Genomic DNA, 21480 nt, shown 5'->3' on the forward strand with positions numbered 1-21480 from the left:
AAGACCCCGCCGTGAAAACGGCGGGGTCTTTTTTTTGCCCGGATGAAACACAGGCATTGGCCGAAGTTGCCGGTATGGCTTGGCGATGCTAGGTTTAGCGCACTGCCCGTGTAGCTCAGCCGGTAGAGCAGCGCACTCGTAACGCGAAGGTCGCAGGTTCGATTCCTGTCTCGGGCACCATCCTTTCCTACTTCACCTTTCTGGCCAGGTCCTCGACGGTTCGTTTGAGCTGATCGATGGTGCGGTCCTGATCACTGACTTCCCGCTTCAGGTTCGAAATCTCGTTGTTGCTGGAGCTCGAACTGGAACCGCTATTACGCTTGAGTTCCTCCATCTGTTTGCGCAGGTTATCCAACTCGCGATCCTGTTCTTTGACGGTGCGCTTGAGCTCGTCGATTTCCTTGCTGCTGGAGCTGCTGCTCGAGCCGCTGCTGCGCTTGAGCTCCTCGATCTGATTCGCCTGATCCTTGAGGGTGTCCCGCATCTTTTCCAGTTCACCGACTTCGACATTGGTTTTGACGATCACGTTCTCCCCGTTCTCATTTTGAACGGCGGCCACCTTGCCGTAGGTGCTCGAGTAGTTGCTGCTCAGCCCAATGCTGGCAAGCGCTGTTGCTGGCAGGGCCAGGGCGCCCAGCAGGGTTGTCATTGCGGTGGCGGACAGAACAAACGAAAGCTTCGAGGCGCTACGCATCGGTGACGTTCCAAATGGCATGCCGGTATGGCACATCGCTATGACTCAGGCTTTTGGTTTATGTTCCCGTTGCACAAGCGCGTTGTGTGGTTTTTTGTGGGGCAGATGTAAAGAGTCGTGTAATTCGTCCGACAAACATCCTATATTCGGTGCCTGCCTGAGTATTACCCAGCAGTTTTCAGATGATCCCCGAATGGTCCTGAAGGCCAGATAAACCGCGCAGTACAGGGTTTATTTGCGTCAGAGAGATCCTTGATGATCCACATCCATCTTCCATTCTCCCCGATCAGCGAGAAAACCATGACCGTAAAAGAATTGAGCCAGGAAGCCCGCCACGAACAAGCGCTGAAAATGTATGCGCAGGACACGCCCGAGCTGCTGGACGAGATCAAGGACCTGAGTCCTGATGAACAGCAGGACCAGATCCAGTGGGCATTCGAGGACGAAGCGGAGGCCCAGGGCCTGCAAGTCTGGGAATTGACGCTCAAGTACACCACCACCCCGGAAGAATTCGAGGCTGAACGCCTGAAGCTGCATAAAGAAGCAGCCGAGGTGTTGGGTGTGGAGTGGGAAGAGTACTGCGAGATGAACGGTCTGATCGTTTGAAAACAGCTTCAAGCTGCAAGCCACAGCGGATTCGCTTGCAGCTTGCAGCTTGCAGCTTGTCGCTAGAAGCGGCTTTTCAGAGACTGAGTCGCATCGACAAGTCGACCGCCTTCACATCCTTGGTCATCGCACCAATCGAGATGTAGTCCACGCCGGTCTCGGCGATCGGCAGCAATGTGCTTTCGTTGATCCCGCCGCTGGCCTCCAGCTTGGCCTTGCCGCCGTTCAGGCGCACGGCTTCGCGCATGTCTTCCAGGCTCAGTTCGTCGAGCATGATGATGTCGGCGCCGGCCGCCAGGGCTTCTTTCAACTCATCCAGGCTTTCCACCTCGATCTCCACCGGTTTGCCCGGGGCGATCTTGTGCGCGGCGGCGATAGCTTGCGGGATGCCTCCGCAGGCGGCGATATGGTTTTCCTTGATCAGAAAGGCGTCATACAGGCCGATGCGGTGGTTGTAGCAGCCGCCGCAGGTCACGGCGTACTTCTGCGCCAGACGCAGGCCCGGCAGGGTCTTGCGGGTGTCCAGCAGCTTGACCTGGGTCCGAGCGACGAAGTCCGCCAGATACTGCGCGCGGGTGGCGACCCCAGACAGCAGTTGCAGGAAATTCAGCGCGCTGCGTTCACCGGTCAGCAGCGAGCGGGCAGGGCCCTCGAGATGGAACAGCGCCTGGTTGGGCTTGACCCGATCGCCATCGGCGACCTGCCAGTGCACCGCAACCCGCGGGTCCAGCTGCCGAAACACGTTGTCGACCCAGGCGGTACCGCAGATGACGGCGGCGTCGCGGGTGATGATGGTGGCTTTGGCCAGGCGTTCGGCCGGGATCAGTTGCGCGGTGATGTCGCCGCTGCCGACGTCTTCGAGCAACGCACGGCGCACGTTGGCTTCGATTTCGGCGGTCAAATCGGCGAGACGTAGATTCGGCATAACGAGCTCCACAAACAAAGTGGCCCGATTATAGGGGCAGGGCGCCGGGCAACCCAAGGCGTGCGATGGGTTCGCGGTGCGCAAAATCCTGCATTTTGTCGATTCCCGGCGGCAATCGGGTGCCATCCTTGAAGCCAGTGCAGAGTCTTGCGGGACCTCAATCACGCCAAGTGATCGCGTCCCGAGGGTCTATCGCGGCATACTGGGCACCAACACAGTCGTCGTTGAAGGAATCGGTATGCAGTTGGACCCCGCGAGCGGTTGGTGTCAGGACGTGCGTTTGTGTCCCTCACCGAACTTCAATGCGCGCCCCACCGGCGAAATTTCCCTGCTGGTGATCCACAACATCAGCCTGCCGCCCGCGCAATTCGCCACCGGCAAGGTGCAGGAATTTTTCCAGAATCGCCTGGATGTCACGGAGCACCCTTACTTTGAAGGGATTGCCGACCTGCGCGTGTCTGCGCATTTTCTGATCGAGCGTGACGGTGCCGTCACCCAGTTTGTCTCTTGCCTGGAGCGTGCCTGGCACGCCGGGGTGTCGAGCTTCGAGGGCCGAGAAACCTGTAACGATTTTTCCGTGGGCATCGAGCTTGAGGGGACGGATGATCTGCCGTTCACCGATGCGCAATACGACGCGTTGATTAGCCTGACCCGGCAACTGCAAAGCGCTTTCACGGCCATCACCCCGCAGCGCATCTGCGGTCACAGCGACATCGCCCCCGGGCGCAAGACCGATCCGGGACCGGCGTTTGACTGGACGCGCTACCGTGGAGCCCTGGTCCAGGACGCTGCGCAAAAAGAGGATCAACAATGAGTTTTCTGGTGTTGCTGCTGGCGGTATGGATCGAGAAATTCTCGGCCCTGCGCCATCAGGTTCAACGAGACGGCGGATGGATTCGCGAGTTGCACAAACTCGAATCGAGTCCGCGCATGGCGAAAAATCCCTGGCTGGTGCTGATCGTGCTGGTGCTGCTGCCGGTCGCGCTGCTGGCGTTGCTGTTGTGGGTGCTGGACCCGGTGGCCTACGGCCTCTTTGCGTTGCCGGTGCACCTGCTGGTGGTGATTTACAGTCTGGGCCGGGGCGATCTGCTGGGCGGCCTGGGGCCTTTTCGCGATGCCTGGCGTCGGGAGGATCTGCAAGCCGCGGCCCACGTCGCCAAGCGTGACCTGGATATCTGCGCCGACAGTGGCGAGCAATTGCTGGAGCGGGTCGAAGGCCATCTTCTGTGGGAGGCCTACCAAAGCTTCTTCGCCGTGATTTTCTGGTATTTCCTGCTGGGTCCGGTTGCCGCGCTGAGCTACCGCCTGCTGGCACTGGCTGAGGAAAACGGGCAGAACCCGGCGCTGGTCGAGCGTGCCGGGCAATTGCGCCACGCTTTCGACTGGATACCGGTGCGCCTGCTGGCGGCCAGTTTTGCCCTGGTCGGCAACTTTGTCGCGGTCAGCCGGATGATGTTGCACGAGTTGCTGAACTGGAACATCAGCGCCGCGCAATTGATCGAAAAGGCAGGCCTTGTGGCCGCCGAAATCCCGGCTCCGGTGGTGGGGCCTGAAGGCATCAACAACCTCGACCGGATCTGGGAGTTGCTGCTGCGGGCGGCGGTGCTCTGGTATGCGGGGTTTGCGTTGTGGACTGTCCTGCCCTGATTGCTCTTGTGTAGCAGCAGCCTTCGGCAGCTGCTACAAGACCGCGTTGTCCTGTCGTTAACCTTAAGTTACAAAACCCTCCCCAAATTTGAGTTATATACGGATAGCGCCCAATAGTGGCTATCTGCTGCCCGGCTGCGCCCGCGAATAACAATAAGAAAACCAAGGGAGACTTCTAGTGAAGAGCGTGCTCTATCCCGCCGTCGCGCTGATGAACCGCTTGAGCTTCGGCATGAAGTTCAGCCTGATCAGTATTCTGTTCCTGGTGCCGATGCTGGTGACCAACTTCTATCTGGTCCGTGATTCCTATCGCGAATTCCAGGGCACCCGCATCGAACTGCAGAGCCTCGATCTGTTGGGTCGCAGCGTGGAGCTACGGCGCGATCTGGAGACCTTGAACAACCTGGTGCAGATCAACGTCGCCCTCGGTCAGTCGGCCAAGGCGGGCAATCTCGAATCGCAGGTCAGTACGCTGGAACAGGGTATTTTGACGCGCATGCAAGCGTTGACGGCGATGACCACCGATCCGGAGCAGATCGCGGTATTCGACGGCAAGCGCGATGAAATGATCGCGGCGTTCAAGGCGCAGCAAGCGGAAAAATCCCTGCAAAGCAAAAGCGCCCTGACCGGAAAATTGCTCGGCAGCGCGCAGATCTTCAGTCAGATCATCGCCAGTCAGGCGGGCCTCAGCCGCGACAATCAAAGCGACATGCGTCAGCTCAGCGAACTCGCCACCACCGTGACGCCACGCATTACCCAGATGCTGGGTGAAGGTCGGGCCATCGGTTCTTCTTCCCTGGGCCAAGGGTTTCTCAATTCCGCGTCGAGCACTCGATTCGATGAACTGTTGGCGCAGATCGAAAAGCTCCAGGGCGAGTACAGCCTGAAGCTGCAGGACACCCTGGCTTCCAGCAAGGCCGCGCGGGACACCCTGAGCGTCCTGGCCGACAGCAGCAAGGCTTCGTTGAAAAAGGCCAGTGAGCTGTTCGAAGAGAAAGTGGTGATGGCCGACACCCTGGATACGCCGTGGCAGGGCTTTTACGATCAGGTCACCGGGTTGATGGATCAGACCTACCAGCTGAACGATGCCACCCTGAAATTTCTCGACATCCAGCTGCAGCAGCGCCTGGAGCAGAATCGCACCCACATGATCCTGCAGGCGGTGGCGCTGTCGGTGGTGTTTGTGCTGATTTTCTACCTGTACGGTGGCTTCTACGCCTCGACCCGCACCACCCTCAAGCGCCTTGGCGGGGTGATGGACAAGGTGGCGGCTGGCGACATGACAGTCACTTTCAGTGCTCACAGCAAGGATGAGCTGGGCGAATTGGGTGAGGTGTTCAATGGCACCGTGAAAAAAATCCATGACCTGATCGAGCGCGTGGGGCACACCGTCGGCGAGGTCGAGCGCCAGGCTGGGCAGGTGGAGAATGTTTCGGCGCAGAGCAACCAGGCCGTGGCCGGGCAGCGCACGCAGATCGAGCAGGTTGCCACAGCGATGAACCAGATGTCCGCCACCTCGCTTGAGGTGGCGCGCAGTGCCGCCGCGGCGGTCAGCAGCGCCCATAGCGTCAATGACGAAACCATCAGCGGCCGTGGCCTGGTGCAGTCCCAGCAGGGCAGCATCGCCGCGCTGGCCAGCGAGATCGATCAATCGGTGCTGGTGATCAATCAACTGGCCAGCGACAGCCAGTCCATCAGCCGTGTGCTGGAAGTAATCAAGAGCATCGCCGAACAGACCAACCTGCTGGCGCTAAACGCGGCGATCGAAGCGGCGCGGGCCGGGGAGCAGGGGCGTGGTTTCGCCGTGGTGGCGGACGAGGTGCGGACCCTGGCCAAGCGCACCCAGCAATCGACCGAAGAAATCGAACAGATGATCGCCAGGCTTCACGGCGGTGTCGGCGCCGCCGTGAAGGCCATGGGCATCAGTCATGAAATGGCCAATGGCACCGTGGGGCAGTCGGAAAAGGTCCAGCAGGCCCTGGAAAACATCCTCGGCGCGGTGGGCATGATTGTCGATCAGAACCAGCAGATCGCCGCGGCCGTGGAGCAGCAGACCGCTGTGGCCCACGACATCGACCAGAACATCGTCGAGATCAACCGCGCCGGCGAGCGCACCGCAGAAGGCGCGCACCAGACCGAGGATGCCAGCCGTGCGCTGTCGATGCAGGTGGTGGAGCTCAAGCAACTGATCGGTGCGTTCCGCGTTTAAACGGACACTACACCTCAAACTGTGGGAGCGAGCCTGCTCGCGATGGGCGTTTTCAGCTTCAACATTGTGTTGGCTGCAAAGCCGCTATCGCGAGCAGGCTCGCACAGGTCAGGTCCCACAGGTCAGATCTCCGAATTTCCTGTAGTACTTTTGCCCTCTGTCAGTAGGCAAGCTCCTGATTTCATCCGCGCGCTGGTTTTTCGTCTTCAATGAAAGATGATTCAGTTCACTGACACAAAAAGGAGGCAGGGTCATGGCTGTTGCATCGCTTGGAATTCAGGGTCGCTGTGCTCATTGCCAGCGTACGATGACGCTCGAACCCTGGCAGCTCAATGCCATCTCCATCAACGAGTCGTTTACCTGTTCCAACTGCCAGAAAGCCCTGGAACTGCGCGATCCGAAGCAGATCAAGCGCTTCAAATCCCTCGATTCCCTGGCCATGTTCAAGGCGAGCCTGCTGGTGATGATCTGTACCGCGCTGCTGGTCGCATTGGTGCTGGAGTGGGTGGGTTTGATCAGCGTCGTCGAGCAGTTGAATTACTCATTGCTGGCGATTTTCGTTTATTTCGTCGCCGTAGGATTTGCCCGCCATCGTCAGCACATGACGCTGATTCTCGAGGCCGCCAAGGCCCACGCGGACTGACTACCAGTTGAACAGCTCTCGCGCATTGGCCGTGCTGGCGCCGGCCAATTGCTCGGGGCTGATCGCCATGATTTCGGCCAGTGCCGCGCAGATCGCCGGCAAGTGCGCCGGGCTGTTGCGTTGACCGGGGAACATGGCGGGCGCCATGTCCGGTGAATCGGTTTCCAGCACCACCGACTCCAGCGGCAACTCGGCCAGTACCCGATGCATGCGCAAGGCCTGCGGCCAGGTGGCGGCGCCGCCCAATCCCAGTTTGAAACCCAGCTTGATGTATTCCCGGGCTTCCTCGCGGCTGCCGGCGAAGGCGTGGATGATGCCGGCGCGTTTGAGCTTGAAGCGTTTGAGCGTGGCGATCACCGCCGCATGGCTGCGGCGTACGTGGATCAGTGCTGGCAGATTGAAGTCCGCCGCCAGTTGCAGTTGTGCGTCGAACAACGCCTGCTGACGAGCGCGGTCCAGGGTTTCGATGAAGTAGTCCAGGCCGATTTCGCCCACGGCGCACAGCTGCCGATGACCGGCCAGGCGCGTCAGCCAGTCACCCAGTTCAGTCAGGTGCTCGGGGCGATGATCGTCCAGATACACCGGGTGCAGGCCGAATGCGGCGTACAGGTCCGGATCGTCTTGCGCCAACTCCCAGACCCGCTGCCAATTGCCCTGAAAAACCCCCAGCACCACCATCTGGCGCACGCCCAGGGCGCGGCTTTCGCTCATCAGCGCCTGACGGTCGGCGTCGAAGTCCGGGAAGTCCAGATGGGTGTGGGTGTCGATCAGCTCCACGATTCAATCCTGGCGAATACGCTGCTTGAAGGTACGGGCGATGGCCTGCACACCGGGCTGGTAATCGGACTGCTCGATGGCCGCCAGGGCCAGGGCCAGGGCTTTGTCGGCGATCAGTTGATGCTGCTGGGCCATGGCGTTGACCGGCAACGGCAGGAAGTCCAGCAGTTGTGTGTCACCAAAGGTGCCCAGGCGCAGCGGGCGGGTTTTCAGCGGGAAGTCATGCAAGGCATCGAACACGCCCTGCAGCAGCACGTAGGAGGTGGTCACCAGTGCTTCCGGCAAATGGCCGACGCGCTGGAGCATTTCCTCCATCAATTGCTTGCCGCATTCGCGGCTGAAGGATTCGCCGTGTTCGATCAGTATTTCACCCGTGTAACCGCTCAACGCCTGTTTAAAACCGGCGGCACGTTCCTGGCTGATGCTCAGTTCCGGGCGGGCGCCGATCAGGGCGATCTGTTTGGGCAGCGGGTCCAGCAGGCTGCGGGTCAGGTGCAGGCTGGCCTCGCGGTCGTCGCTGATCACCGAGCAGAAGTGCTCCGGCTCCATCACCCGGTCGACGGCAATGATCGGGATGCCCTTGGCTTGCAACTGGCGATAGCTGTCATCACCGACTGGCAGGCAGCTGGCGACGATCAGCGCGTCACAGCGCCGGGCGCGGAACAGCTTGAGCAGTTGCCGTTCGCTATCCGGCGCATCGTCGGAACTGGCGATCAGCAGCTGATAGCCGCGTGCCCTTGCGCCTTGCTCCAGCAACTTTGCGATGCGCGCGTAACTGGGGTTTTCCAGGTCCGGCAGAATGAAGCCCAACGTGCGGGTATGCCGGCTGCGCAGCCCGGCGGCCTGGGGGTTGGGCGTAAAGCCGTGCTGATCGACCACCGCGCGCACGCGCTCGACGGTCGCGCTGCTGATGCGTTGCTGTTCGGCCTTGCCGTTGATGACATAGCTGGCGGTGGTAACGGACACACCGGCCAACTGGGCGATATCACTGAGTTTCAACCCGTTGTTTCCTTGTTTTTTTAAAGCTTGCCCGACAGTTTCGCCAATCCTAACCGATTCAGGTAGTCGACCCTCGTCGCAGCACATCCGACAATTGGGCTTCCCGATTTCACGGTTATCGATTAACGTGCCAATCATGCTAGATTAAACGTTTCAGCAAGCGTATTTTCAAGGTTATTGGTGTCCTTTTGTGATTTGAGCCCTGTTCTGCCGTGAAACTGCCAAATCTTGTCCTGAGACAGGCGCCTAAGCTGAATCATTCAAAACAATACCTGGTGTCCACAGGGCGCCAAAAAGGAGAAAGCATGCTCGAGCTCACTGTGGAGCAGATATCCATGGGCCAGTCGGCTGTGGATAAGTCCGAAGCGTTGCAGTTGCTGGCCCGGCACCTGGTGGCCGACGGCCTGGTCGCCGAGGGTTACCTCGCCGGCTTGCAGGCACGCGAAGCCCAGGGCTCGACCTTTCTCGGTCAAGGTATTGCCATCCCCCACGGCACGCCGCAAACCCGCGATCAGGTGTTCACCACCGGCGTGCGCCTGATGCAGTTCCCCGAGGGCGTGGATTGGGGCGACGGGCAGATCGTCTACCTGGCGATCGGTATCGCGGCCAAGTCCGACGAACACCTGCGCCTGCTGCAACTGCTGACCCGCGCCCTCGGCGAGACCGACCTGGGCCAGGCCCTGCGCCGCGCCAGCTCCCCCGAAGCGCTGCTGAAACTGCTGCAAGGCGCGCCCCAGGAACTGGCGCTGGATGCGCAGATGATCGGCCTGTCCGTTGCTGCCGAAGATTTCGAAGAGTTGGTGTGGCGCGGCGCGCGTCTGTTGCGCCAGGCCGATTGCGTCAGCAACGGTTTCTCCGCCGTGTTGCAGCAAGTCGAAGCGTTGCCGCTGGGCGATGGCCTGTGGTGGCTGCACAGTGAGCAGACGGTCAAGCGCCCGGGCCTGGCCTTCGTCACCCCGGACAAACCCTTGCGCTACCTCGGCCAGCCGTTGAACGGCCTGTTCTGTCTGGCCAGCCTGGGCGAGGCGCATCAGGCCTTGCTCGAGCGCCTGTGCGCGCTGCTGATTGAAGGTCGCGGCCATGAGTTGGGCCGCGCCACCAGTTGCCGCGCGGTGCTCGAAGTGCTCGGCGGTGAACTGCCGGCGGACTGGCCGAGTGCCCGTATCGCCCTGGCCAACGCCCATGGCCTGCATGCGCGGCCGGCGAAGATCCTCGCGCAACTGGCGAAGAGTTTCGAAGGCGAAATCCGCATCCGCATCGTCGATAGCCAGGACAGCGCCGTATCAGTGAAGAGCTTGAGCAAGCTGCTCAGCCTCGGCGCCCGTCGCGGGCAGGTGCTGGAAATCATCGCCGAGCCGAGCATCGCCGCCGATGCGTTGCCCGCGTTGCTGGCCGCCATCGAAGAAGGCCTGGGCGAAGAAGTCGAGCCATTGCCGGCGGTGAGCCAGCCGGTTGAAGAGATAGCCGATGTGGCCGAAGTGCTGCTCGCCCCGGCCTCCGGCAGCCTGATTCAGGCCATTGCCGCCGCGCCGGGCATCGCCATTGGTCCGGCGCACATTCAGGTGCAGCAGGCCATCGATTACCCGTTGCGCGGTGAGTCCGCCGCTGTCGAGCGTGAGCGTCTCAAGCAGGCGCTGGTGCAGGTGCGTGCCGACATTCAGGGCCTGATCGAACGCAGCAAGGCCAAGGCGATTCGCGAGATTTTCATCACCCACCAGGAAATGCTCGACGACCCGGAACTGACCGATGAAGTCGACACTCGCCTCAAGCAGGGCGAAAGCGCGGAAGCGGCGTGGATGTCGGTGATCGAAGCGGCCGCCCGGCAGCAGGAAGCCCTGCACGATGCGCTGCTCGCCGAACGCGCCGCTGATTTGCGTGATGTGGGGCGTCGGGTGCTGGCGCAATTGTGTGGCGTGCAAACCCCGAGCGAACCAGAGCAGCCGTACATTCTGGTGATGGATGAAGTGGGCCCGTCCGACGTGGCGCGCCTGGATCCGGCCCGGGTCGCCGGCATTCTCACCGCGCGCGGTGGTGCCACTGCCCACAGCGCCATCGTCGCCCGTGCCCTGGGCATTCCGGCGTTGGTCGGCGCTGGCGCGGCGGTGCTGTTGCTGGCGCCGGGCACGCCGTTGCTGCTCGATGGCCAGCGCGGTCGACTGCACGTGGACGCCGACGCGAACACCTTGCAGCGTGCCACCGAAGAGCGCGACACCCGCGAACAACGGCTCAAGGCGGCCGCCGAACAACGTCATCAACCGGCGCTGACCACTGACGGACATGCCGTCGAAGTGGTGGCCAATATTGGCGAAAGCTCAGCGGTGGCGGCGGCGGTGGAGCAGGGCGCCGAAGGCATCGGCCTGCTGCGTACCGAACTGATTTTCATGGCCCATCCACAAGCGCCGGACGAAGCCACCCAGGAAGCCGAATACCGTCGCGTGCTCGATGGCCTCGCCGGGCGGCCGCTGGTGGTGCGCACCCTCGACGTCGGTGGCGACAAACCCTTGCCCTATTGGCCGATCGCCAAGGAAGAAAACCCGTTCCTCGGCGTGCGCGGCATTCGCCTGACCCTGCAACGGCCGCCGATCATGGAAGCGCAATTGCGCGCTCTGCTGCGGGCCGCCGACAACCGTCCGCTGCGCATCATGTTCCCCATGATCGGCAGCGTCGACGAGTGGCGCCAGGCCCGGGACATGACCGAGCGCCTGCGCAAGGAAATCCCGGTGGCGGACCTGCAACTGGGGATCATGATCGAAGTGCCGTCGGCTGCGCTGCTGGCGCCGGTGCTGGCCAAGGAGGTCGACTTCTTCAGCGTCGGCACCAACGACCTGACGCAATACACCCTGGCCATCGACCGCGGTCATCCGACCCTGTCGGCCCAGGCCGATGGCCTGCATCCGGCTGTACTGCAACTGATCGACATCACCGTGCGCGCGGCCCATGCCCATGGCAAATGGGTGGGCGTGTGCGGCGAGCTGGCGGCCGATCCCTTGGCGGTGCCGGTGCTGGTCGGGCTGGGAGTGGATGAGCTGAGCGTGGGCGCGCGCAGCATCCCCGAGGTCAAGGCGCGGGTTCGCGAACTCAGCCTGGGCCAGGCCAGAAATCTCGCCCAAGCGGCGCTTGCCGTGGCCAGCGCCAATGAAGTACGTGCTTTAGTGGAGGCCCTGTAATGGCCAGGATTCTGACCCTGACCCTCAACCCGGCGCTGGATCTGACGGTGCAGCTGCCGCGCCTGGAGCCCGGTCAGGTCAACCGCAGCGACGTCATGCACACCCACGCCGCCGGCAAAGGGGTGAACGTGGCGCAGGTGCTGGCGGACCTCGGGCATCAGCTGACGGTCAGCGGTTTTCTCGGTGAAGACAACCTGCAGGCGTTCGAAACCCTGTTCGCCAGGCGCGGTTTCACCGACGCGTTCATCCGCGTGCCCGGCGAGACCCGCAGCAATATCAAGCTGGCGGAAAGCGACGGGCGCATCACCGATCTCAACGGTCCCGGACCCAAGGTCAGTGCAGCGGCGCAGCAGGCCTTGCTCGAACGTCTGGAGCAGATCGCCCCGCAGCATGACGCGGTGGTGGTCGCCGGCAGCCTGCCCCAAGGCGTCAGCCCGCAGTGGTTGCAGGGCTTGATCCTGCGTTTGAAAAACCTCGGTTTGAAGGTCGCACTCGACACCAGTGGCGAGGCCTTGGCCGCCGCGCTCAAGGCCGGTCCCTGGCTGATCAAACCCAACACCGAAGAGCTGGCCGAAGTGCTCGGCGAGGACGTGGTGTCGGTGCTGGCACAGGCCGAGGCCGCGAATCGTCTGCATGCGCAAGGCATCGAACATGTCGTGGTTTCCCACGGTGCCGATGGCGTGAACTGGTTCGGCGTCGGCTCGGCGCTGCATGCCACGCCGCCCAAGGTCAGCGTCGCCAGTACGGTGGGCGCGGGCGACTCGCTGCTGGCGGGCATGCTCCACGGATTGCTCAGTGCCGCCCCCCCTGCGCAAACCCTGCGCACGGCCACGGCGATTGCCGCGATGGCGGTGACCCAGATCGGTTTCGGCATTGGCGATACGGCGCAACTGGCGCTGCTTGAACAGGGTGTGCGCGTGCGCCCCCTGACAGAACAATAAGAGGGTTGGTCATGAAGTTAGCCATTGTTACTGCCTGCCCCAACGGCATGGTCACCAGTGTGCTGTGCGCCCGTCTGCTGGACGCGGCGGCCCAGCGCCAGGGCTGGATGACCTGCGTCGAAGTCAGCGATGCAACACATCCCGAGCGTCAGTTGTCGGCGGTCACGCTGGAGGCGGCCGAATGGGTGTTGCTGGTGACCAGCGCCCCGGTGGACATGTCGCGATTCGTCGGCAAGCGCGTCTACCAGAGCACCCCGGCCCAGGCCCTGCAGGACGTGGAAGCGGTGCTGCGCCGGGGCGCCGAAGAGGCGACGGTTTATCACGCACCTGAAGCTGTCGCCGCACCTGTGCCGGTCACCGCCAACGCTGCGAGGCTGGTGGCAGTCACCGCGTGCCCGACCGGTGTTGCCCACACCTTCATGGCTGCCGAAGCCTTGCAGCAGGCGGCCAAGCGCCTGGGTTATGACCTGCAGGTGGAAACCCAGGGCTCGGTCGGCGCGCGCAATCCGCTGAGCGCCCAAGCGATTGCCGAGGCCGACGTGGTGCTGCTGGCGGCGGACATCGAAGTCGCCACCGAGCGTTTCGCCGGCAAGAAAATCTACCGTTGCGGCACCGGCATCGCCCTCAAGCAGGCCGAGGCCACCCTGAACAAGGCGCTGGCCGAAGGCGTGCAGGAAAACGCATCGACCGGCGCGAAAGCCCCGGCCAAGTCAGAGAAGACCGGGATCTACAAACACCTGCTGACCGGTGTGTCGTTCATGTTGCCGATGGTGGTGGCGGGCGGTCTGATGATCGCGCTGTCGTTCGTGTTCGGCATCACCGCGTTCAAGGAGCAGGGCACCCTTGCCGCGGCCCTGATGCAGATCGGCGGCGACACCGCGTTCAAGCTGATGGTGCCGTTGCTGGCCGGTTACATCGCCTACTCGATTGCCGACCGTCCGGGCCTGGCGCCGGGGATGATCGGCGGTCTGCTCGCCAGCACCCTAGGCGCCGGCTTCATCGGCGGGATCATCGCTGGCTTCATCGCCGGCTACACGGCCCAGGCGATCAACCGTTATGCGCGCTTGCCGCAGAGTCTCGAAGCGCTGAAGCCGATTCTGATCATCCCGTTGCTGGCCAGTCTGTTCACCGGTCTGGTGATGATTTACGTGGTCGGCAAACCGGTGGCCGGGATGCTCGAAGGGCTGACGCATTTCCTCGACAGCATGGGCACCACCAACGCGATTCTGCTCGGCGTGTTGCTGGGTGGGATGATGTGCGTCGACCTTGGCGGGCCGATCAACAAGGCCGCCTATGCGTTCTCCGTGGGGCTGCTGGCGTCGCAGAGTTATGCACCGATGGCCGCGACCATGGCGGCGGGTATGGTGCCGCCGATTGGCCTGGGGATCGCGACCTTCATCGCCCGGCGCAAGTTCGCCCAGACTGAGCGTGAAGCCGGGAAAGCGGCGCTGGTGCTGGGGTTGTGCTTCATCTCCGAAGGCGCGATTCCGTTTGCCGCCAAGGACCCGCTGCGGGTGATCCCGGCGAGCATTGCCGGTGGCGCGCTGACCGGTGCCTTGTCGATGTATTTCGGCTGCAAGCTGATGGCGCCCCACGGTGGCCTGTTTGTGCTGGCGATACCGAACGCGATCAATCATGCGTTGCTGTATCTGCTGGCGATCGTGGCGGGGAGTTTGTTGACGGCGGTGGTGTATGCGCTGGTCAAGCGGCCGGAGGTGGTGGAGCTGGCGGTCGAGCCCGTCAGCGCATGACCCTGTAGGAGCGAGGCTTGCCCGCGAATGGGTCGGCACATCCGACATCCATGTCGCCTGACACACCGTCTTCGCGGGCCTCGCTCCTGCAGGGTCAGGGGTGTGTCATCTGTGAGACATCCAGCCATGCTTAAGTTTTTCCTTTTTCAGGGAGAACACCATGAGCGAATTCAACCTCGGACGTCGCCGTGTCGTGCAGGCCGTCGGCGCCGGGCTGTTGTTGCCGGGACTGGCGCCGGCGGTGATCGCTTCGGTCAAGGATCGTCCAACACTCACTGATGGCGTGCAGGCCGGCGACCTGCTCGGTGACCGCGCGATCATCTGGAGCCGCTGCGATCGTCCGGCGCGGATGGTGGTGGAGTGGGACACCCGCAGCCTGTTTCCCAATCCCCGTCGATTCGTCTCGCCGCTGGCCGATGCCCGCACCGACTTCACCGCGCGGGTCGAGCTGACCGGGCTGCCCGCCGACCAGGCGATTTTCTATCGCGTGCAATTCGAAGACGCCCAGAGCGGAGTCGCCAGCGAACCCTGGTTCGGCCATCTGCGCAGCGTGCCGCAGACCCGGCGCGACATCCGTTTCGTCTGGAGCGGCGACACCGTCGGCCAGGGCTTCGGCATCAACCCGGACATCGGCGGCATGCGCATCTACGAAGCCATGCGCCTGCGCCTGCCGGACTTCTTTATCCACAGCGGCGACACCATCTACGCCGACGGCCCTGTGCCAGCGCAGCTGGTCACCGAGAGCGGGCGGGTGTGGCGCAACATCACCACCGAAGCCAAGAGCAAAGTCGCCGAAACCCTCGATGATTACCGTGGCAATTACCGCTACAACCTGATGGACGAAAACATCCGCCGCTTCAACGCCGAAGTGCCGCAGATCTGGCAGTGGGACGACCACGAGGTGGTGAACAACTGGTCGCCGGGCAAGCAGCTGGATGAACGCTACAAGAGCAAGGATATCCACAGCCTGGTGGATCGCGCGCGGCAGGCCTGGCTCGAATATGCGCCGATGCGTTTGCGGAGCGCCGACGCTGGCGGGCGCATTTATCGTCAGCTCAGCTATGGGCCGCTGCTGGATGTGTTCGTGCTCGACATGCGCAGTTATCGCGGCGCCAACGACGACAATTTGGGCGTTGCCAAACCCTTCCTGGGGCGCGAGCAACTGGACTGGTTGAAGGCGTCGCTCAAGGCCTCGAACGCCCAATGGAAGGTGATCGCCGCCGACATGCCCATCGGCCTCGGCGTGCCCGATGGCGAGGACAGTCCCGGTGTGGCTCGTTGGGAAGCGGTGGCCAACGGTGACCCGGGACCTGCCCAGGGGCGAGAGCTGGAAGTGGCGGAGTTGCTGGGGTTTCTGCGGGCGCAGCAGGTGCGCAACTTCGTGTTCCTGACGGCGGATGTGCACTACTGCGCGGCCCATCACTACCACCCGGATCGCGCGGCGTTTCAGGATTTCGAGCCGTTCTGGGAGTTTGTCGCGGGGCCTTTGAACGCCGGGACATTCGGGCCCAATCCGCTGGACAGAACCTTTGGTCCGGAGGTGGTGTTCCAGAAAGCACCGACGGCGCAGAACGTTTCGCCGTTTGCCGGGTTTCAGTTTTTCGGTGAGGTGAACATCGAGGGGCAGAGCGGGGAGATGAGCGTGGTGTTGCGGGATCTGGATGGGGTTCTGGTGTTTGAGCAGAAGCTGCAACCGGTCTGAAGGATCACGCTGAACCCTGTGGGAGCGGGCTTGTCCGCGAATGCGGTGTGTCAGTCAACAATGATGCTGAATGACACGCCGCATTCGCGAGCAAGCCCGCTCCCACATTGACGGCGTCGTGTCAGTAAACGTCCCGGCGGTAGCGGCCCTGTTCGATCAGGCGCTCGACCTCGGCAGCGCCGAGAATCTCGTTCAGCACCTGATCCACCCCTGAAGCCATGCCCTGCAGGCTGCCGCAGATGTAGATCACGGCACCATCCGCCAGCCATTTCTTCAGTTCACCGGCCGATTCGCGCAGGCGATCCTGGACGTAGATCTTTTCCGCCTGGTCCCGGGAAAACGCCAGGTCCAGGCGCTGCAGGTCGCCTTCAATCAGCCAGTCTTCCAGCTCCCTGCGGCACAGGAAATCGTGCTCGCGATTGCGTTCGCCGAACAGCAGCCATTGGCGTTGCTGACCATCGGCAATCCGCGCCTTGAGCAGGCTGCGCAGTCCGGCAAGGCCGGTGCCGTTGCCCAGCAGGATCATCGGCACCGCTTCGTTCGGCAGATGGAAACCACTGTTGCGACGCACCCGCAGGCTGATGCTGCCGCCCACTGGCGCATGTTCGGTGAGCCAGCCGGAGCCGACGCCGAGGCTGCCATCCGGGTGCATTTCCTGGCGCACGATCAGTTCGAGAATGCCGTCGGCGGCGATCGATGCGATGGAGTATTCGCGCATCGCCAGCGGCACCAAAGCATCGACCAGCGCCTGGGCGTGCAGGCCGACCAGATGGCTGCGGTTTTCGGGCAGCTGGCGGCTGGCGAGGGCTTGCTCCAGCGGTTGCGACAAGCCATCGACCGTGATGTTTGCGCGACCGTCGATGCCCAGGCCTTCGAGGAAATGCTCGATGGCCCACGGGCAGTTGCGCGGCAGCACTTCCACCAGATCACCAGCCAGCCAACTGCTGGTGGTCGGTGCGGTGAGGCCCAGCAGGTACACGGGTGAACCTGCGCTTTGCGGGTTGAGCAGCTCGCGACGGGTCAGGGTCCAGTTGTCGTAGCTCGGGGCTTGCCAGGTATCCACCGGCGCCTGGCCGGTCAGCAGGCCGAGTTGCTGCTGCCAGTGGCGCAGGGCGTACGGATCGCCGCTGTCGACTTCCACCGGTGCGAACAACGTCTTGCCACCGTGCTCTGCGAGCCAGTTGTGCAGGCGACGGGCGAAGCCGCAGAAGTGTTGGTACTGACGGTCGCCGAGGCCCAGCACTGCATAGTTCAGGCTGTCCAGGCTCAGCGCCCGACCCAGCACCTTGCGCTCGAAACCACGGGCGCTGTCCGGTGCCTCGCCGTCGCCGAAGGTGCTGACCACGAACAGTGCGTTGCTCGAATCCTTTAGGTCCTGCTCGCTGGTGCTCGCCAGCGGCTGCACCTTCACCGGTAAACCGGCGGCCTGCAATTGGCCGGCGGTTTGCCAGGCCAGTTGTTCGGCAAAGCCGCTCTGGCTGGCGAAGCTGATCAGCCAGGCCGGAGCATCGCTGCCCGGTTGCGCCAGGCCTTTGCGCGCGTCCTTGATCTGGCGCTTCTTGCGTCGACGGTCGAGGTAGAGCATCCAGCCGGTGACGAAAAACAGCGGCATGGTCAGGGCGGTGATGGTCAGGATGATCCGACCGCCGATGCCGAAATAACTGCCGGTGTGCAGCGCGTAGACACTGGTCAGCAACTGCGCCTTGAAGCTCTTGTCGCTGTAGCGGTCATGGCGTTTGATCTCGCCGGTGACCGGGTCCAGGGTGATCTGGTTGAGGGCGCGGTCGTGGGGCGAGTCTTTCAAAAGGTAATAAACAGTCGCCGGCTGGCCGGCCACGGGTGGCATGCGGGTGTTGTAGAAACTGAGGTCGGGACCGGCCGCGCTGTATATGCTGCTCCACATTGCCGAGTAGTCGGCGGTCGGCGCCGGGCCGCTTGGCGCAGGACCACGACCGCCGCGAACGCGTTCGTTCTGCGGCGAATCGGAGAGCAGGCGGTTGACGCCCTTGTTGTACCACTCGTAGGACCAGGTCAGGCCGGTCAACGCCGCCAGGAGGTAGAACACCAGGCACCAGGTGCCCGCCACCGAGTGCAGGTCCCAGTTGAAGCTGCGGCCTTTTTTCTTCCAGTCGAGGGTCAGCCAGACGCGCCAACTGTTCCACTGGCGGGGCCAGCGCAGGTACAGGCCGGACAGGCAGAAGAACACCAGGATCAGGGTGCAGGCGCCGGTGATCTGGCGGCCGGTGTCACCCATGGCGAGGAAGCGGTGCAGTTGCAGCATCAGGCCGAAGAACTGCTGGCCGGTGGCGTCGCCCAAGAGCTCGCCGGTGTACGGATCGAAGAAGCGCATCGGGCCGCGACGCTCGCCCGGTGCCGGGGTGAAGAAGGCGCGGGCGGCAACGTCGCTGTCGATGTCCACCGAGAGCATGGCGACTTTCAGGCCCGTGGCCGCTTCGACCTTCTGTACCAGTTCGGCGGGTGGCAGCACACCGGCGACCTGCTTCTGCACTTGCAACACCGAAGGGTTCATGGCGTACAGAATTTCATCCTGAAACGACACCGTCGCCCCGGTGATGCCCATCAGGGCCAGGACCAGTCCGGCGCTGATGCCAAAAAACCAGTGCAACTGGAACAGGGTTTTCTTCAACACGTCGCTCGCCTTGTTCATTCGAAGATAGTCATCACGGCGCGCATTATGCTGCCGCGGGTTGTCGAGAAACATTCTTTTTTACACACGAAAGCCCCGTTCACCTGAATGAACGGGGCTCAACCAGATCCCTGAAGGAGCGAGCTTGCTCGCGATGGAGGTCGTGACACCGCTGGGTGTCAGGCTGCCAGCGTTATCGTTGACGACCATCGCGAGCAGGCTCGCTCCCACAGGTACTGCGCCGCTCCTGCATCAGAAGTGGAAGTTGGTGCTCAACAGCGCCGTACGGCCCGCCGCCTGGTTGGCGAAGTGGGTCGAGAAGGCTTTGTCGTAGTAGGTCTCGTCGGTCAGGTTCTGCACGTTCAGTTGCAGGTCGATGTTCTTGGTCAGCTTGTAAGCTGCCATCGCGTCGTAACGAACGTAGGAGTCGACCATGGTGGTGTTGGCCACGCTGCCGAAGACGTCGTCGACGTAGAACGCACCGCCACCGATGGTCAGCTTCGGCGTGACCTGATAGGTCGTCCACAGGCTGGCGCTGTTCTTCGGCGTGTTCGGCAACTCGTTGCCATTGTTCGCCCGGTTGGCCGGCAGATCACCGCCGTCAACCTGCTCGCTGTCCATGTAGGCGTAGCCGGCGAACACTTGCCACTTGTCGGTGAGCTTGCCGGTGGCCGACAGTTCGAAACCTTGAACGCGGGTCTTGCCGACGTTTTCGTAGGTGGTGGTGTTGGTCTGCACACGAGCGTTTTCTTTCTCGGTGCGGAAGATGTCGGCGGTCAGCGACAGACGATCATTCAACAGGTCCCACTTGGTACCGATCTCGTAGTTCTTGGTGGTTTCCGGCTCCATGTCGCTGCTCAGCAGGTTGCCGTTGCGATCCGGAGTGCCGCCCAGCGGGTTGCCTTCCTGGCCTTCGCCGAGGGTCGCGCCCGGTGGCGTGGCGGAGGTGGCGTAGGAGGCATAGATGCTGCCGTTTTCCGCCGGCTTGTAGACCACGCCGAACTGACCGGTCACGAATTCGCTGACGTCATCGCCCTTGGCGGTGGTGGCGCCGGCGGCGGTGTAGGTCTTGTATTCGGTGTCGAAGTGGTCGTAACGCAGACCCATGTTGACCAGCCACTGCTCGGACAGCTCCAGGGTGTCGAACACATACAAAGCGTAAGTGTTGGCCTTGGTGTCGGTGCCGGCGTAGTTGCGCGAGATCGCGCCGTTCCAAGGATCGCTCGGGATCGGGTTGGACAGCGAGGTGCAGTTGTAGCCGCTCGGCGCGCCGATCAGCGCAGGCGAGCAGTTGGTGGTGGCGGCTGCGGTGCCCGGCGTGGTGTCGGTGTTGACGTTGTACGAGGACTTCTCGCTTTCCTCGCGGCTCAACTCGATACCGGTGGCGAAGCTGTTCTTGAAGCCTGCGATGTACACATCACCAAACAGATCGGTCTGGTTGGTGGTGGTCTCGGTGTTGCTCACGCGGGTGTTGGCCCGGCGCCAGACGCTGCCGTTGTTGACGTTGCCCTTGCTGTCGTCCGGCTGGGTCAGGATGTAGTCCTGCATGCTGGAGCCGTGACGCAGGGTGTTCTTGACGGTCAGCGCGTCGGTCAGGTCGTGCTCGATGGCGATGGTCGCGGTGTCGGTACGACCCTTGCGGAAGTCGCGATCGGTCAAGCCATAGAAGTTGCTGCTGTCGCCGCCGTCCTGCGGCTTGTCCGGGTTGGACTTGGTACGCGCAGCCGAGCCACCGGTCGGGATCGAGTACGGAATGCCCGAATCCGGCGTGTCGTTGCTTTCCAGGTGGTAGTAGTCGAGGTTGACGCGGGTGTCGGTGCCCAGGCCGAAAGCCAGGGAAGGCGCGACGCCCCAACGGTCGTAATCGACGCTCTGGCGGCCGGCGACGTTGCTTTCGTGGCTCATCAGGTTCAGACGGCCGGCGGCGGTGTCGGAGAACTGGTAGTTGCCGTCCAGGGTGTAACGCTGGGTCTGGTCCGAACCCCAGGTGAAGCCACCGTCGAAGGAGTTGCCCAGGTGCGCTTTTTTGCTCACCAGGTTGATGCTGCCGCCCGCTGCACCACGACCGCCGATGGCGGAGTTCGGGCCCTTGCTGACTTCGATCGATTCGACGGCGAAGATTTCGCGGCTCTGGGAACCGGTGTCGCGCACGCCGTCCAGGTAGGTATCGCCCTGGGCGTCGAAGCCGCGGATGAACGGACGGTCGCCCTGCGGGTTGCCGCCTTCACCGGCACCGAAGGTGATGCCTGGAACGGTGCGCAGTGCGTCCTGCATGTTCAGGGCGCCGGTGTCTTTCAGAACCTGTTGCGGGATGACCGTGATCGAACGCGGAGTGTCGACCAGCGGCGCGGTGTACTTGGGCGAAGAGGCTTTCTCGACGTTGTAGGAGGTCTCGTCCTGGGCCTCGCCGGTGATCGCGGTAGCGCCCAGCGACAGGGTGCTGCGCGGTGCTTTCTCGTCGGTTTGTTCAGCAGCGAAGACCATGTGGCCCGCAGAACCGGCAGTGATGGCCACGCCAATGGCGGAGGCGAGCAGACGTGGTGCACTGACCGGTAGTTGTGGGTATTGCCGTGACATTTGATTCCCCTTCCCCAAGGATTTGAGGCCGCGGAATATAGGGGAGACGCGTATTTGTATCAATTGCGAAACGTTACTATTCGCAGATAATTTACATTCTTTACAATTTATCCTTACGGTTTTTACAGTTTCATTCGTCTGCCGGGTTTTACACAGGCAATAAGAATCAATACCATTGGCGCCCTTTGGATTTCA

15 protein-coding genes and 1 tRNA gene are annotated in these 21480 nt (G+C 62.5%); 10 read left to right on the plus strand and 6 right to left on the minus strand.

Annotated features, from left to right (window positions below):
* Positions 1-104: 104 nt before the first annotated feature.
* Positions 105-180 (plus strand) — tRNA-Thr (locus HNO86_RS04820).
* 7 nt (positions 181-187) lie between these two features.
* Here the strand turns inward: HNO86_RS04820 and HNO86_RS04825 are convergent.
* Positions 188-694 (minus strand): hypothetical protein, encoded by a 507-nt coding sequence (locus HNO86_RS04825; RefSeq protein ID WP_175375876.1) that lies wholly within the window; start codon positions 692-694, stop codon positions 188-190.
* Positions 695-994: 300 nt separating this feature from the next.
* Here HNO86_RS04825 and HNO86_RS04830 point away from each other — a divergent pair, with 300 nt between their 5' ends.
* Positions 995-1300, plus strand: coding sequence for a DUF6388 family protein (locus tag HNO86_RS04830; RefSeq protein WP_175375877.1), 306 nt, complete (start codon positions 995-997; stop codon positions 1298-1300).
* Positions 1301-1376: 76 nt separating this feature from the next.
* Here the strand turns inward: HNO86_RS04830 and nadC are convergent, their stop codons facing one another.
* Positions 1377-2225: a carboxylating nicotinate-nucleotide diphosphorylase gene (gene nadC, locus HNO86_RS04835; protein WP_175375878.1), complete on the minus strand. Its 849-nt coding sequence runs from the start codon at positions 2223-2225 to the stop codon at positions 1377-1379.
* A 238-nt stretch (positions 2226-2463) separates the two neighbouring features.
* Here nadC and ampD point away from each other — a divergent pair, with 238 nt between their 5' ends.
* From ampD to HNO86_RS04855, 4 genes are all read left to right on the plus strand, one after another.
* Positions 2464-3039, plus strand: coding sequence for a 1,6-anhydro-N-acetylmuramyl-L-alanine amidase AmpD (gene ampD, locus HNO86_RS04840; RefSeq protein WP_175376042.1), 576 nt, complete (start codon positions 2464-2466; stop codon positions 3037-3039).
* A complete protein-coding gene (ampE, locus tag HNO86_RS04845) occupies positions 3036-3872 on the plus strand; it encodes a regulatory signaling modulator protein AmpE (protein ID WP_175375879.1) in 837 nt (278 codons plus the stop codon). The genes ampD and ampE overlap by 4 nt, the downstream gene beginning before the upstream one ends.
* A 178-nt stretch (positions 3873-4050) precedes the next feature.
* A complete protein-coding gene (locus HNO86_RS04850; protein WP_175375880.1) occupies positions 4051-6081 on the plus strand; it encodes a methyl-accepting chemotaxis protein in 2031 nt (676 codons plus the stop codon).
* Between the two features lie 253 nt (positions 6082-6334).
* Entirely contained in the window at positions 6335-6724 is a 390-nt protein-coding gene (locus HNO86_RS04855; protein ID WP_175375881.1) for a hypothetical protein, read from the plus strand.
* On the opposite strand, the gene HNO86_RS04860 is transcribed toward HNO86_RS04855, so the two are convergent.
* Positions 6725-7501 carry a TatD family hydrolase gene (locus HNO86_RS04860; RefSeq protein WP_175375882.1) on the minus strand — a complete coding sequence of 259 codons (777 nt, stop codon included), beginning with the start codon at positions 7499-7501 and terminating at the stop codon, positions 6725-6727.
* Positions 7502-7504: 3 nt separating this feature from the next.
* A complete protein-coding gene (cra, locus tag HNO86_RS04865) occupies positions 7505-8500 on the minus strand; it encodes a catabolite repressor/activator (RefSeq protein WP_175375883.1) in 996 nt (331 codons plus the stop codon).
* A 305-nt stretch (positions 8501-8805) separates the two neighbouring features.
* Between cra and ptsP the strand changes: the two genes are divergently transcribed.
* The 4 genes from ptsP (at position 8806) to HNO86_RS04885 (ending at position 16061) form a co-directional block, all read left to right on the plus strand.
* Positions 8806-11667 (plus strand): phosphoenolpyruvate--protein phosphotransferase, encoded by a 2862-nt coding sequence (ptsP, locus tag HNO86_RS04870; RefSeq protein ID WP_175375884.1) that lies wholly within the window; start codon positions 8806-8808, stop codon positions 11665-11667.
* On the plus strand, positions 11667-12608 hold the full coding sequence (gene pfkB, locus HNO86_RS04875) for a 1-phosphofructokinase (protein ID WP_175375885.1): 942 nt from the start codon (positions 11667-11669) through the stop codon (positions 12606-12608). The genes ptsP and pfkB overlap by 1 nt, the downstream gene beginning before the upstream one ends.
* A gap of 11 nt (positions 12609-12619) precedes the next feature.
* Entirely contained in the window at positions 12620-14359 is a 1740-nt protein-coding gene (locus HNO86_RS04880) for a PTS fructose-like transporter subunit IIB (RefSeq protein WP_175375886.1), read from the plus strand.
* 160 nt (positions 14360-14519) lie between these two features.
* On the plus strand, positions 14520-16061 hold the full coding sequence (locus HNO86_RS04885) for an alkaline phosphatase (RefSeq protein WP_175375887.1): 1542 nt from the start codon (positions 14520-14522) through the stop codon (positions 16059-16061).
* A gap of 121 nt (positions 16062-16182) precedes the next feature.
* Here HNO86_RS04885 and HNO86_RS04890 read toward each other — a convergent pair whose 3' ends face one another.
* Together HNO86_RS04890 and HNO86_RS04895 are read right to left on the minus strand one after the other, a co-directional pair.
* Positions 16183-18711, minus strand: coding sequence for a PepSY domain-containing protein (locus HNO86_RS04890; protein ID WP_175376043.1), 2529 nt, complete (start codon positions 18709-18711; stop codon positions 16183-16185).
* 249 nt (positions 18712-18960) lie between these two features.
* On the minus strand, positions 18961-21285 hold the full coding sequence (locus HNO86_RS04895; protein WP_175375888.1) for a TonB-dependent siderophore receptor: 2325 nt from the start codon (positions 21283-21285) through the stop codon (positions 18961-18963).
* Between the last annotated feature and the right edge of the window lie 195 nt (positions 21286-21480).

Origin of the sequence: Pseudomonas sp. C1C7 (genome assembly GCF_013359595.1) — a bacterium.
Classification (GTDB): domain Bacteria; phylum Pseudomonadota; class Gammaproteobacteria; order Pseudomonadales; family Pseudomonadaceae; genus Aquipseudomonas.